The following is a 13321-nucleotide window of genomic DNA, read 5'->3' as shown; positions in this document are numbered from 1 at the left end:
GATAGTGCGTAATTATCCGTATACTGGAAAATTAGCGCATAACGCTTTTACTTGTTCGCGAACTTCGCTGATTTTGCTCTCGTTCGAGATATCATCCAGAACGTCACAAATCCAGTTAGCAACTTGTTCAGCTTCCGCTTCTTTAAATCCACGGCGAGTAATTGCCGGTGTACCTAAACGCAAGCCAGAAGTCACAAAAGGTGAACGTGGGTCATTCGGAACCGCATTCTTATTAACCGTAATAAATGCATCACCTAAAGCCGCATCTGCGTCTTTACCGGTAATGTCTTTGTCAATTAGGTCAACCAGGAACAGGTGGTTCTGAGTGCCATTTGATACGATTTTATATCCGCGCGCCTGCATGGTTTTTACCATGGCGTTGGCGTTCACTAATACCTGCTTTTGATATTCTTTAAATTCCGGCTGCAAAGCTTCCTGGAATGCAACCGCTTTACCAGCAATAACATGGCAGAGTGGGCCACCTTGGTTACCCGGGAATACGGCGCTGTTCAGTTTCTTGTGTAGCTTTTCATCATCACTACCGGAAATAATCAAACCACCACGTGGGCCCGCCAGGGTTTTATGCGTGGTCGTCGTAACAACGTGCGCGTAAGGTACTGGGTTCGGGTATTCCCCCGCGGCAATCAAGCCCGCTACGTGCGCCATATCGACCATTAAGTAGGCGTCAACTTTATCCGCAATTTCACGGAATTTTTTCCAGTCAACGATACCAGAATAGGCTGAGAAGCCGGCAACAATCACTTTCGGCTTGTGTTCCAGCGCCAGCTTTTCAACTTCGGCATAGTCAATTTCACCAGTGGACTCGTCCAGGCCATACGAAACGGCGTTATAAAGCTTTCCTGAGAAGTTAACTCCAGAACCGTGAGTTAAGTGACCACCGTGAGCCAGGCTCATACCGAGGAACGTGTCCCCGGCTTCCATCAGCGCCATAAATGCCGCTGTATTTGCTTGCGAACCAGAATGTGGCTGTACGTTTGCGTATTTTGCACCGAATAACTCTTTGGCGCGCTCAATGGCTAAGTCTTCGACTTTATCGACAAACTCACAACCGCCATAATAGCGCTTATGTGGATAGCCTTCTGCGTACTTGTTGGTTAACTGAGAACCTTGCGCCTGCATGACTCGCGGACTCGTGTAGTTTTCTGATGCAATCAGTTCAATATGTTGTTCCTGACGCTCAACTTCGCCTTGCATTGCTTGCCATAAGTCCGCATCAAAGTCGGCAATGTTCATCTCAGATTTCAGCATTACAGCTCTCCAAATCATTAAATGGTCTTAATTTGTGGGGTATTTTACCTTAAAACACAAATGAGTGCCTAGTTCAGCACAACAAAGTTTGGGGATGTTCGTAAATAACAGTAAACTATGCAGTAACTTTTTTGTCGATAGGAAGGATTTTACGTCGCTATGGCGCAATATATCTATTCAATGTCTCAGGTGAGCAAAGTTGTGCCACCTAAGAAAACCATCTTAAAAGATATTTCTCTGTCGTTTTTTCCGGGGGCCAAAATTGGCGTTTTGGGTGTCAACGGTGCCGGTAAATCGACCCTGCTCCGCATCATGGCGGGTGTTGATACAGAGTACGAAGGCGAAGCTCGCGCATTATCAGGGACTCAAATTGGTTACCTGCCGCAGGAGCCTGAGCTCGATGAAAGCAAAACGGTAAAAGAAACGGTTGAAGAGGCTGTTACAGACGTCAAAGAAGCGCTGGCTCGCCTCGATGAAATTTACGCGGCCTACGCTGATGAGAATGCTGATTTCGATGCACTGTCGAAAGAACAAGGCGAGTTGGAAGCATTATTGCAAGCCAAAGACGGTCACAACATTGAAAATATTCTGGAGCGCGCAGCAGATGCTTTACGCCTTCCTGAATGGGATGCCAAAATCGGCAACTTGTCGGGTGGTGAGCGACGTCGTGTGGCTATTTGTCGCTTGCTGTTATCTAAGCCGGATATGCTGCTGTTAGATGAGCCTACCAACCACCTGGATGCGGAATCTGTCGCTTGGCTCGAACGTTTCCTGCACGATTACACAGGGACCGTCGTTGCCATTACCCACGACCGTTATTTCCTTGATAACGTTGCCGGTTGGATCCTTGAACTTGACCGTGGCTATGGTATTCCATGGGAGGGTAACTACTCGTCCTGGCTGGAACAGAAAGAGAAACGCCTGGAGCAGGAAGAACGTGCCGAGAAAGCTCGCCAGCGGACGATTAAACAAGAGCTTGAGTGGGTACGTACTAACCCGAAAGGTCGCCAGGCGAAAAGCAAAGCGCGTCTTAACCGCTTTGAAGAGCTGCAAAGTGGCGACTACCAGAAACGTAACGAAACCAACGAATTGTTTATTCCGCCTGGTCCTCGCCTGGGTGACAAGGTTATTGAAGTTAATAGTATTAGCAAAGCTTACGAGAAGCGCCAGCTTATCGACAATCTAAGCTTCAGTGTGCCTAAAGGCGCTATTGTCGGTATTATTGGTCCTAACGGTGCGGGTAAATCAACCTTGTTCCGTATGATCAGCGGCGAAGAAAAGCCTGACAGCGGCTCTATCGAATTGGGTGAAACTGTGCAACTGGCCAGTGTTGATCAGTTCCGCGACAACATGGATGACAAGAAAACCGTCTTTGAGGAAATTACAGACGGTAATGACATCCTGAAAATTGGTAACTTTGAAGTGAATGGCCGCGCTTATGTCGGTCGCTTTAACTTCCGCGGTACCGACCAACAAAAACGCATTGGCGAACTGTCGGGTGGTGAACGTAACCGGGTGCATTTGGCTAAGCTGTTAAAAGCCGGCGGTAACGTTCTGTTGCTCGATGAGCCAACCAACGACTTGGACGTTGAAACCTTGCGCGCACTTGAGGAAGCCATTCTGGAGTTCCCGGGCTCTGTCATGGTTATCTCGCACGATCGTTGGTTCCTTGACCGCATTGCTACCCACATTCTGGATTACCGTGACGAAGGCGAAGTGGTCTTCTACGAAGGTAACTACAGTGATTACGAAGCTTATATGAAGGACAAATTCGGTGAGCAGGCGATGGAGCCACACCGTATTAAATATAAGCCTATTGGCTAACAGCCGTTATAAGGGGCGAGGCTGCCAGGCTACGCCCCTTTTATTGCAAATCCAGTCCGCATGGATCCCGAAAGTGGCCGCCAAATTCTCTTTGGTTAACACCTCAAAGGGTTGTCCATGACAAACTAGCCGGCCTTTATCCAACAAGACTAATTCATCACAATACTCAGCCGCCTGTGGGATATCGTGAATGGCCATCATCACTAACCGACCCTGCTCACTTTGTTTTTTAAGTAGCTGCAACACATTCAGTTGATGGTAAATATCCAGAGCATTAGTCGGCTCATCACAAAGTAACAGCTCGGGCTCAGAAACGAGTGCCCTAGCCAGCAAAACCCGCTGTAACTCACCACGCGACAGCCGTTGGATCGAGTGACCAGTAAATTCAGAAAGATTAAGTGTTTCACTTGTTGTTTCAACACGCCGCTGCCGCTCTGAGCGAGAAAGTCGCTTCTTTAAAAGGCCAATATCGATAATATCTTCTATGGTCAAATCCCACTGTGGGGTATCGTCTTGAGCCATATACGACAACGTATTTGCCCTTTCATTATCATTCATGGCGGATAGCGACTGTCTATTCCATAAAAGCTTTCCCGAAGCTGCTTCAACCCCAGCTATTGCCTTTAGCAGAGAGCTTTTACCTGCGCCATTGGGACCTATCAAACCGATTAATTTGCCGCTATCAAGAGACAACCCGACGTTGCTCAGCCTTGGTCGATTAATCCCTTTCAAACTCACATTATCTATGGTTAGCACTGTATTTACCCTACCGCATGCCGAGCTTTCTGCCTTACCAGCAGAAAAATCAGTAAGGGCGCCCCAATAACCGCAGCAACTACCCCCAGTGGTAACTCTCGCCCCACACTCATTAGGCGCACAAAAATATCAATCGATAACACCAGCAAAGCTCCGGTTAACGCGCTCATAGACAAAACGTGTTTGGGGTGGTCAAGTCCCAAGAGCCTTACCACATGGGGTGCAAGCAGGCCCACAAAACCAATAATACCAACACTAACGACGCTACTTCCTGTCAGTAATGCCACAGCAATCAACACCAGATTGCGTCTTATCGGGTAGCTATATCCCATACTGACAACGGTTTCTTCGGAAAAAGTGAGTGCGGTTAAGAAACGCGTTTGAGTCAACACCAAGACTGCACCGACAAAGGCAAGTGGTAGCATCAACATGACGTGTGACCAGCCTCTGTTTGCCAGGCTTCCTAATGTCCACTGACTCCATTCCTGAAAAGCAAATGGGTTAGGGGCTAAATACAACAGCAGCGCCATTGCAGCACCCGCCAATGAGGAAATCGCAACCCCCGCTAAAATGACCCGGTTAACGTCGGCGTAGCCTCCCGCCATCATCACTACGACAATAATAGCGGCCAAGCCACCAGCCAATGCAATAAACGGTAACAACCAGGAAAACGTGGGCAGCAGACCAAAGTACAGTACAGCCACCGTTGTTAAAGCTGCGCCAGACGATACACCTGTCAGTCCAGGCTCTGCCAGTGGGTTTCTGAGTAACAACTGCATGGCTGCCCCTGCCAGCCCAAGCGCTGCGCCGTTGACAAGTGCAAGTACCAACCTTGGCAATCGAATGTCCACTAAAATGGTCTTTTGATAAACCGACAAAGTGCCACTATGCCACCAGTCCAAAAGCGTGATTCCGCTACTACCTTGCGATGCGTGCCACAACGAGAGTGCTATAATCCCGGTAGTGAGCACTAACATCCATTTCATTAACCTACTCACGGTTGCCTCTCCTGTGGCCAAGCGCTTCGACGTACTCAGCTGCATTCACGACCGGGCATGACGATGTTTCATGGGGAATGAAATGGACTTTGTCTTGTTCCTCCATCCATCTGCGTACTACAGGATGATGCCGCCAAATATTGGCCAGAGCGAAGTCAGCTGACTTGGCGTCATCGGCGAAACCTTCCATAATGACCGTGTCCGGCTGCCAGCTTATCAGCTGTTCTAAGTCGATCGATACTAAGTCATAGCCGGCTGTAGAGGCGAGATTTTGCCAGCCCATTTGGCTAAACATGCTATCCGTCCAGCTACCTTCTCCCCAGCTATACTGATTCGGCATAATAACAATTGCCGATCGGCTATCCGCTTGCGAATCAAGCGCAATTTGCAGCTTCGTTTTATGTTGGTCTACTTTTTCAGAATACCCCGTTTGAGCTGACATAATAGACAACCACTGTTCATAAATCTCCCAGCTCCGGGGTTGCGGCAAAACGACAACATCCACATAGTCCTTCAACGCCTCAATCAACCTCCGCTGGTTAAACTCCGTCGCAAAAACCGTCGTTGGTCTTAAGGACAAAATGCTTTCCAGAGTACCGTTGTGCCTTTCGATACCGGACAGTTCATTATCTTTATGCAATTTAGTAATACCGACCAGCTCACCGCGTTCACTCCAACGCGCCAGCGCAATATCGACACACTGGTTGAGGGAAACCCAGCGCTTTTTATTCTCAGCCTGAGCCGGTAGGGTTGTCAACGCAATCAGCAGAGCGCTTATGGTAGTAAATTTAAATAACATCCAACGCCTGCTGTAGATTTTTCACACCAATAACTTCCATACCTTCCGGCGCCATTTTAGGTTTATTGGCAATAGGCACCACGGCTTTTTTGAAGCCATGCTTGGCCGCTTCATTTAATCGCTCCAGCCCGTTTGGCACAGGACGGATTTCGCCAGCTAAGCCGACCTCACCGAAAGCCACCAACTCCCTGGGCAAAGGATCGCCTTTAAAGCTCGATACAATCGCCAGCAGTAACGCCAAATCGGCTGAGGTTTCTGCCACTTTTACCCCACCAACCACATTAACGAACACATCCTGGTCGGACACTTGCAAACCGCCATGACGATGCAAAACAGCGAGCAATAACGCCAACCGCGTTGCTTCTAAGCCCACCGCTACACGCCTTGGATTTGCTAATGCGGAATAGTCGACGAGTGCCTGTATTTCAACGAGTAATGGTCGAGTACCTTCCCAAACCACCATAACCACAGAGCCGTTGCCTTGTTCTTCAGCACGCTGTAAGAATATTGCGGAGGGGTTTGATACCTCTTTCAGGCCTCCTCCCGTCATAGCAAACACGCCTAACTCGTTTACCGCACCGAAGCGGTTTTTAGTGCCTCGGAGCGTTCGATAACGTGAATCTGAAGAGCCATCCAAAATAACGGAACAGTCAATACAGTGCTCCAGTACCTTAGGCCCTGCCAAGGAGCCCTCTTTGGTCACATGACCAACCATAATAATGGCAACATTCTTTTGCTTTGCGTAACGAGTTAAGTAAGCGGCCGCTTCCCGCACTTGAGATACGCTGCCTGGCGCCGACTGAATGTCCGCCAAGTGCATTACCTGTATTGAGTCGATAACCATAATGGCTGGTTTTTCTTTGTCAGCCAGCTGGCAAATGGTTTCCACAGAGGTTTCTGACAACATTCGTAATTTATCAGTCGGCAAGTTCAGGCGCTGTGCTCGCATGGCAACCTGCTGTAACGACTCTTCCCCGGTCACGTATAATGCAGGCATTTTCTCAGCGAGTTGGCAGAGCGTTTGCAATAATAGAGTACTTTTCCCGGCTCCGGGTGAGCCGCCAATTAAAATAGCCGAGCCCGGTACAACCCCACCGCCCAACACCCGATCAAACTCTTTAAAGCCAGAGCTAAAACGCGGCACTTCCTGCAGGTCCACTTCATTAAGCGTTTGCACTTTGCTTTCAGTCATTCCCGCAAACCCCTGGCGCGCGACTGCCGGAGAAGCTGGTTTTGATGCCAGACGAACTTCGGTTAAGGTATTCCATGCTTTACATTCTGTGCACTGCCCTAACCAACGTGGGAAGTCTGCTCCACAGTCGCTGCACACGTATGCCGTTTTTGCTTTTGCCATTAATCTGCTTCTCGTTTTAATATGAGGTAATATTCAAGAATAACGAATAAAAATGGATCTTGATGCCAAACTCTTATTTTGACCAATTAATTGATCAGTTGAAACCCGTTGTTTACGATTCTGATTTCGACGCTATTTTCCAGGCCTTAACCAAAGATCTGGACGGTCCCACTCGTTTCAAATTAAAAATGGAGCTTAACCGACTCGCCGCTCCTTGTCGTCGAACGGTTGACTTACGGAATCAAGTCGATGACAAATGCTTTCCTTATGAGCATCAAGGCCGTCGGCACCAGCTGGACAGCGTTGCTATCGAGATCTTTGAAAAAGGCCTGGAGACCTACAAAGGCGTATTTACTCAAGACACGTTTGAACAAATTCTTGACGCCGATAATCAACTCCGTCGTGCCCAGGAAGAAGAGCGAGCTTATGCACAAAGCCTTGCGTCTCAAAATGCTGAGCCGGTAAGCGGTCAGTCGCCATTTAGAAATGAGTCTAACGAGCCCTATTCCTATTTAGCGGAAACTTTCCATTTTGGTCGTTATCCGTATCGCTCAGAAGAGCGCATGAATTTTACCATAGATGTTCTGTTAACCGACGCTGGCAAGCAGCAGTTTAAAGGGATTACCGCCGACATATCCATTACCGGTATGCGCATAAGGCTGGACGAACCACGAGACATTAAGGCACAAGAACAACTCGAGCTGTCTTTTGTCGGCTTAGCCAAGGAGTTCACAGTCGACCCTGAAATGCGCATTCCCTATGTCGTCGTTGGCGTACAGCAAGTTGATGGAAAGCAGTACATTAATTTAAATCGAGCGTCAGAGTTTCGCTCCGACGAACTTGACCGTTTCTTCCAGCGTTTCATTAATGGCTACAAAAAACGTTACCGCGTTAATATTGATAACACCTATGACAGCGTCATTAATAAAGGACACGAGCAGTTCTTCTTACCGAGAACGCGGCAATTACCCGTTTACTTTTCAGAAGCAAACAAACGGCTCATTGCGGACTATGTGTTAACGACAGACAATAATCGGTTTGTTTTAGATACCTGGTTAAATGAGCTCAATCAAATTAGTTTCGGTTCAATATTTAATGTGCGGCGCAGTCAGCAGATTCTCGAACAATTAGAGTCAGCCGGTACGGCACAGCTGATTATTTTGAGCTTTTCGATAACAGCACGAGGCAAAATTTATCACTATTCAGCTACCGTCGATGAGTTAAAGCGATCCGGGCTTTGGGACACTTATATTGCCTTTGGTCGTCAAAAAGCTTCCTGGCGAGTGTTTCAAGTTGACGTTCGTTCTTGCAATAGCGAACTAGCCTGGCAACCACAAGCGGTTCCGGAGCATATAAAAGTTCCGTTTCGTATCAATCCTCCTTCAGTTGAGGTAAAACAGGCTGTTAAGCCGCTGAAATACCTGGCGGCGGTTTCCGATGTTACGGCTTACGTTAATGACTTAACCGTTGGAGAAGTTACTAAGTCGCAACTGCCTTCTTTAAAGGCCTTTGCTCATCCGCCGGCGGTACCGTTAAGAACCAAAGAAGCGCGGTTAGAGTTCGTTAACCTGCGCAAAGAGCGACGCTTTAACTACCGCAGTCGTTGCCGCGTGAAAGCTGGGAAGTTTGTCAGAGATGCGATGATTATCGATCTCTCAATTAGTGGCTTACAGGTACAAATGGATACTCCCGCTAGTATCTCTGCGGGCGATACCATTTATATTTCTATGACCGGCTTTTTAAAAACGTATAAAAAAGCCAAACTCAGCGAGCTGCCTTACCTTGTCGCATCAACCGACCGCGCAGGAACGACATTAAGGCTAAAAGCGGATACAACTGCGGATCCTCATCGGGGGTCTGACTTTATTCGCTTTCTGATACGTGAACAACGAGATGTATTAAAGCTACAAGTCGAAAACACATCCGTTAACGGTCTGCCGTTATGTTTAAGAAATTTATATTGTTATGCGCCAGCCGCGGTACCGGTGTTTTTTAATCGCTCAAAACAAAAAGCATTATCAACTCGCCGGGTTGGCGTTTCTTCGTGGACCTCCGGTTGGTTAAGTATTCTGAAACGTTTACCGGGTAGCCGCGACACTATTATTAACTTACAACCGCTGTTACGAGGACATTCAGTAACGGAGGTGTTTGAACCTAAGCTTAAGTCCATGGAGCGTGACGCGTTTCCGGAATCACTTCTGCTTCTTATTCGGCTTTATCGTCAAAATGGAGAGTACATTGTTCAGACTCAATGGTGTGAAACTCATGCGACCGACGATATCCATGGCTTTATTGATCAATGTCTGCCGAACTCGGTCTTTCGAGCTATTGCTGTCAATTTATCAAGAGCCGGCAAGCCGGATATCCAATTTATTCAGGCAGAACTCGCGTACATGAGCTACTACGCAGCCTATAAAGCAGAAGACTTAGAAGAAGAACTATGGAAAATTTTCGGCGTTGCCGAAACTATCGATGTTACGTCCAGCTTACTCAGCTTTACGCTGCCGGATTCGGCTTCCGTTAACGAACAAGAAGAGCGACTGGTTTCCTGGTTAGATAAGCTGTGAACTCTCTAAACAGAAAAGAACCTGGCGCAAGTCAGGTTCATCAATACAATAATCCGCAATACGTTTTAACGACGGTTTCGCCTGATAAGCAATACCGACGGCAGCCTGTTCGAGCATCATAGCATCGTTGGCCCCGTCACCGACAGCAACCGTTTTAGACATCGGAATATTCCACTTTTTTGCTAAGGCCTGCAGGGAGCTCGCTTTGATGCTGGCATCGACTATATCACCCAAAACGCGTCCTGTGAGAAGCCCGTCACTCACTTCTAGTTGGTTCGCGATAACGGCATCCGCCTGAAGTTCAGCAGAAAGCCTGTCGGCAAACCAAGTGAAGCCACCTGAAACAATAGCTCGCTGCCATCCTTTTTCTTTTAAGGTGGAGAACAATTCTTTTGCTCCTGGATGCAAAGGAATAGGGTTAAATAGCGCCTGAAGTGACGACTCACTAACGCCCTTAAGACAAGCCACCCTTTGGCGTAGCGACTCACTGAAATCCAGTTTTCCCTCCATCGCCGCTTTTGTTATTTCTGCAACTTTAGTATAACAATCATTGAGTCGAGCAATTTCATCGATACACTCAATACCAATTAAGGTAGAATCCATATCGAAAACGATTAAACCAGACGGATACTTCATGAATCAAAAACTCCTGAATCTGTGTTATGCGTACTCAACAAAATAATCTCTGGCAACCACTTAAAAGCTGGTTGTTGAAGGATACCACTCGCGCTTTTATGCACATTGCGACCAAACGCGCCTTGCGGCTGGGTGCTGCGGCAGGTTTGCTGTTTATTATTATTAACGTCTGGAATATTGCCAGTGTTCAGTCACAGCAGCAACTTTTTAACCAAACCCAGTCAATTACCGAGCTGCTAATGCAGCAAGTTGAGCACGAAGCACACCATTGGGTTGAACAGCAAGAAACCGACAAATTGCAGCAACTGGTTGACTATATAACCAGTCAGCCTCATGTGTTATCTGCGGTTATTCGCGATCGTTTTGGTGAAGATATGGTCGCCTCAGGGGCGGCAACGTCTATCATCGACTGGCCAGCGGCCAGTTTAAAGGCGGATCCCTGGATACTGATTGAAGAAATCAACGAAGAGCAACATATCAGCGGCTATATCCAGGTCGTTTTTGATAAAAGCACTTTGTTAGCCCAAAGCAGGCAGGCACACGACGGATTAATGCAGCAGGGCAAAGTACTGCTATTACTCGCCATGCTAGCGGGCGTGTTTATTATGCTGGGCTTTAACCGAATACGAGACCGCTACTGGCAGAAATAAGCGCTACGCTAGGTATTAACTAAACAACTCGACACTGTTTTTCCATAACTGTGACGCCAGCGCCTCCTTATCAGTGCTTTTTAATTCAGCTAAAGCATCTAACACAAGGGCCACTCGATAAGGCTCATTTCTCTGTCCTTGATACCCAGACAGCGGCATATCCGGTGAATCGGTTTCGAGTACCAGGCTTTCTATCGGTACTTCTTGGATAGCCTGCCTCGTTTTTTGTGCTCGGTCGTAAGTGATCACTCCCCCCACGCCGAGCTTATAGCCTTGTTCAACAAACTTCATCGCCTGTTGGTGGCTGCCGCTGAACGCATGAATAACACCTCGCTCAGGCCCGTACTTCTTAATATCGGCATGAGTACGGTCGAGCGTTTTACGGTGGTGAATAATAACCGGTAGTTTCAACTGCTTTGCCAGCTCAAGCTGGCGAATGAAAAGCGTATGTTGCTTGTCATAGTGCTGAAAGGTTTTATCAAGACCAATTTCTCCTACCGCTTTTACCTGCCCTTTTTGCTGCTCCAACGTCTGCTCAAGCGCTTCGATATCGCTGATGTCGTGCTCTTCAATAAACCAGGGATGCAAACCCAGTGCATAAGACCAACTAGTGTTCTTACTTGCTAAAGATGTCAGCTTCTCCCACTGGTTTCGTGTCACCCCTGGCACCATAAACCCTTCTACGCCGGCTTCATTCGCTCTTTCCAGCACCGCCTCTCTGTCCTTATCAAAGGCATCAAAGTCGAGGTGGCAGTGCGTATCAAAGAGCCGCATAATAAGCTAATGCTCGCGCGTATGGGTAAAGGTGATATCGGGGTAGCGCTCTTCAGCCAAACTTAAATTCACCATGGTCGGCGCTATGTAGGTCAGGTTGTCCCCGCCATCTAACGCTAAATTCGACTCTGCTTTTCGACGGAATTCATCCAGCTTTTTCTCGTCTTTCGACATAACCCAACGTGCTGTAGCGACATTAATGTTCTCGTAGATGGCTTCCACTTTGTATTCGGTTTTCAAGCGATGAACCACAACATCAAACTGCAGCACACCTACCGCCCCAACAATAAGATCATTGCTAATAAGCGGTCGAAATACCTGCACAGCACCTTCCTCTGACAGCTGAACCAAACCTTTTAGAAGTTGCTTTTGCTTAAGCGGATCTTTCAAGCGAATACGGCGGAACAGCTCCGGTGCAAAGTTTGGAATGCCACTAAATTTAAACTCTTCACCGGCGGTGAAGGTATCACCTATTTGGATAGTACCGTGGTTATGTAAACCAATAATATCACCTGGGAACGCTTCCTCAACATGCGAACGGTCGCCGGCCAGAAAGGTCAGTGCATCGCTGATTCTGACATCTTTACCGGTTCGCACTTGCCGCATTTTCATGCCTTTTTCATATTTACCCGACACAATTCGCAAAAACGCCACTCGGTCGCGGTGTTTCGGATCCATATTCGCCTGGATCTTAAAAATAAACCCTGAAAAGTTTTTATTATCAGCCTCGACAAAGCTGCCCTCATCTGTCTCGCGCGATTGCGGTTTAGGCGCCCAGTCCACAAGCCCATCGAGCATATGATCAACACCGAAGTTTCCAAGTGCGGTACCGAAAAACACCGGTGTTAATTCGCCTGCTAAGAACATTTCTAAGTCAAAAGGATTCGATGCTCCCTCAACCAGCTCAATTTGTTCCCGCAATTCTTCAGCCCACACGCCTAGACGTTCATCGAGCTCAGGGTTGTCGAGACCTTTTATAATGTCTTCTTCCTGAATTCGGTGTCCTTGGCCGGTTTTGTAGAGAATGACCTCGTCACGCAGTAAATGGTAAACGCCTTTGAAGTTTTTACCTGAGCCGATTGGCCAGGTGATCGGCGCACACATGATTTTCAGAACATCTTCCACTTCATCCAATAGCTCAAGTGGGTCGCGAATATCGCGGTCAAGCTTGTTCATAAACGTCAAAATAGGCGTATCTCTTAAGCGAGTGACTTCCATCAGCTTAATGGTTCGGTCCTCAACACCCTTCGCACCGTCGATAACCATTAAACAAGAATCCACCGCCGTTAGCGTTCGGTAAGTGTCCTCGGAGAAGTCGGCATGCCCTGGCGTATCCAGAAGGTTGACCAGCGCCTCGTTATACGGAAACTGCATAACCGAAGTCGTGACGGAAATACCCCGCTCCTGCTCCATTTCCATCCAGTCTGATTTTGCGTGCTGTCCGGACTTCTTTCCCTTTACTGTGCCCGCTTTTTGAATTTGATGACCGTGCAGAAGTACTTTTTCCGTAATGGTCGTTTTACCCGCATCGGGGTGAGAGATAATCGCGAATGTACGTCTTTTTTCAACTTCTTCGTGTAACTTTGCGTCAGACATTAACAGCACTCAATTTCAGTTATTAATTAATTGCCCTTATTTTCGCTTATCTGCTGCCGATACACAAATTAAGGATGACTAACACCAACTTAATAAGA

The 13321-nt window shown here is 47.6% G+C and carries 11 protein-coding genes; 3 read left to right on the top strand and 8 right to left on the bottom strand.

Going from position 1 to position 13321, the window contains the following annotated elements; translation table 11 throughout:
- Positions 1 to 12 precede the first annotated feature (12 nt).
- A complete protein-coding gene (glyA, locus tag CEW91_RS03755) occupies positions 13 to 1269 on the bottom strand; it encodes a serine hydroxymethyltransferase (protein ID WP_088767729.1) in 1257 nt (418 codons plus the stop codon).
- 159 nt (positions 1270 to 1428) lie between these two features.
- Here glyA and ettA point away from each other — a divergent pair, with 159 nt between their 5' ends.
- Entirely contained in the window at positions 1429 to 3093 is a 1665-nt protein-coding gene (gene ettA / locus CEW91_RS03750; RefSeq protein WP_088767728.1) for an energy-dependent translational throttle protein EttA, read from the top strand.
- Positions 3094 to 3099: 6 nt separating this feature from the next.
- Here ettA and CEW91_RS03745 read toward each other — a convergent pair whose 3' ends face one another.
- The 4 genes from CEW91_RS03745 to radA are packed head-to-tail and all read right to left on the bottom strand — an operon-like array spanning position 3100 to position 7000.
- Positions 3100 to 3849: an ABC transporter ATP-binding protein gene (locus tag CEW91_RS03745; protein WP_088767727.1), complete on the bottom strand. Its 750-nt coding sequence runs from the start codon at positions 3847 to 3849 to the stop codon at positions 3100 to 3102.
- A gap of 5 nt (positions 3850 to 3854) precedes the next feature.
- Positions 3855 to 4847 (bottom strand): FecCD family ABC transporter permease, encoded by a 993-nt coding sequence (locus CEW91_RS03740; RefSeq protein ID WP_157776064.1) that lies wholly within the window; start codon positions 4845 to 4847, stop codon positions 3855 to 3857.
- Positions 4840 to 5646 carry an ABC transporter substrate-binding protein gene (locus tag CEW91_RS03735; protein WP_088767725.1) on the bottom strand — a complete coding sequence of 269 codons (807 nt, stop codon included), beginning with the start codon at positions 5644 to 5646 and terminating at the stop codon, positions 4840 to 4842. The genes CEW91_RS03740 and CEW91_RS03735 overlap by 8 nt, the downstream gene beginning before the upstream one ends.
- A complete protein-coding gene (gene radA, locus CEW91_RS03730; protein WP_088767724.1) occupies positions 5636 to 7000 on the bottom strand; it encodes a DNA repair protein RadA in 1365 nt (454 codons plus the stop codon). The genes CEW91_RS03735 and radA overlap by 11 nt, the downstream gene beginning before the upstream one ends.
- A gap of 62 nt (positions 7001 to 7062) precedes the next feature.
- Between radA and CEW91_RS03725 the strand changes: the two genes are divergently transcribed.
- Complete coding sequence (locus CEW91_RS03725) at positions 7063 to 9567, top strand: PilZ domain-containing protein (protein ID WP_088767723.1); 2505 nt, start codon at positions 7063 to 7065, stop codon at positions 9565 to 9567.
- Here CEW91_RS03725 and serB read toward each other — a convergent pair.
- Positions 9553 to 10203 (bottom strand): phosphoserine phosphatase SerB, encoded by a 651-nt coding sequence (serB, locus tag CEW91_RS03720; RefSeq protein ID WP_088767722.1) that lies wholly within the window; start codon positions 10201 to 10203, stop codon positions 9553 to 9555. The genes CEW91_RS03725 and serB overlap by 15 nt on opposite strands.
- 26 nt (positions 10204 to 10229) lie before the next feature.
- Between serB and CEW91_RS03715 the strand changes: the two genes are divergently transcribed.
- A complete protein-coding gene (locus tag CEW91_RS03715; protein WP_232507023.1) occupies positions 10230 to 10853 on the top strand; it encodes a YtjB family periplasmic protein in 624 nt (207 codons plus the stop codon).
- Between the two features lie 15 nt (positions 10854 to 10868).
- On the opposite strand, the gene CEW91_RS03710 is transcribed toward CEW91_RS03715, so the two are convergent.
- Positions 10869 to 11627 carry a TatD family hydrolase gene (locus CEW91_RS03710; protein ID WP_232507022.1) on the bottom strand — a complete coding sequence of 253 codons (759 nt, stop codon included), beginning with the start codon at positions 11625 to 11627 and terminating at the stop codon, positions 10869 to 10871.
- 6 nt (positions 11628 to 11633) lie between these two features.
- Positions 11634 to 13223 (bottom strand): peptide chain release factor 3, encoded by a 1590-nt coding sequence (gene prfC / locus CEW91_RS03705; RefSeq protein WP_088767720.1) that lies wholly within the window; start codon positions 13221 to 13223, stop codon positions 11634 to 11636.
- Positions 13224 to 13321 lie beyond the last annotated feature (98 nt).

This window comes from Idiomarina piscisalsi (assembly GCF_002211765.1).
Classification (GTDB): domain Bacteria; phylum Pseudomonadota; class Gammaproteobacteria; order Enterobacterales; family Alteromonadaceae; genus Idiomarina; species Idiomarina piscisalsi_A.
This window is presented reverse-complemented; position numbering and strand designations above follow the sequence as displayed.

What these genes read in the sequence shown, in the direction of transcription:
- radA (WP_088767724.1), bottom strand. Translation starts at nt 7,000, where the DNA reads ATGGCAAAAGCAAAAACGGCATACGTGTGCAGCGACTGTGGAGCAGAC.
- prfC (WP_088767720.1), bottom strand. Translation starts at nt 13,223, where the DNA reads ATGTCTGACGCAAAGTTACACGAAGAAGTTGAAAAAAGACGTACATTC.
- CEW91_RS03735 (WP_088767725.1), bottom strand. Translation starts at nt 5,646, where the DNA reads ATGTTATTTAAATTTACTACCATAAGCGCTCTGCTGATTGCGTTGACA.
- glyA (WP_088767729.1), bottom strand. Translation starts at nt 1,269, where the DNA reads ATGCTGAAATCTGAGATGAACATTGCCGACTTTGATGCGGACTTATGG.
- serB (WP_088767722.1), bottom strand. Translation starts at nt 10,203, where the DNA reads ATGAAGTATCCGTCTGGTTTAATCGTTTTCGATATGGATTCTACCTTA.
- ettA (WP_088767728.1), top strand. Translation starts at nt 1,429, where the DNA reads ATGGCGCAATATATCTATTCAATGTCTCAGGTGAGCAAAGTTGTGCCA.
- CEW91_RS03725 (WP_088767723.1), top strand. Translation starts at nt 7,063, where the DNA reads ATGCCAAACTCTTATTTTGACCAATTAATTGATCAGTTGAAACCCGTT.
- CEW91_RS03715 (WP_232507023.1), top strand. Translation starts at nt 10,230, where the DNA reads ATGCGTACTCAACAAAATAATCTCTGGCAACCACTTAAAAGCTGGTTG.
- CEW91_RS03710 (WP_232507022.1), bottom strand. Translation starts at nt 11,627, where the DNA reads ATGCGGCTCTTTGATACGCACTGCCACCTCGACTTTGATGCCTTTGAT.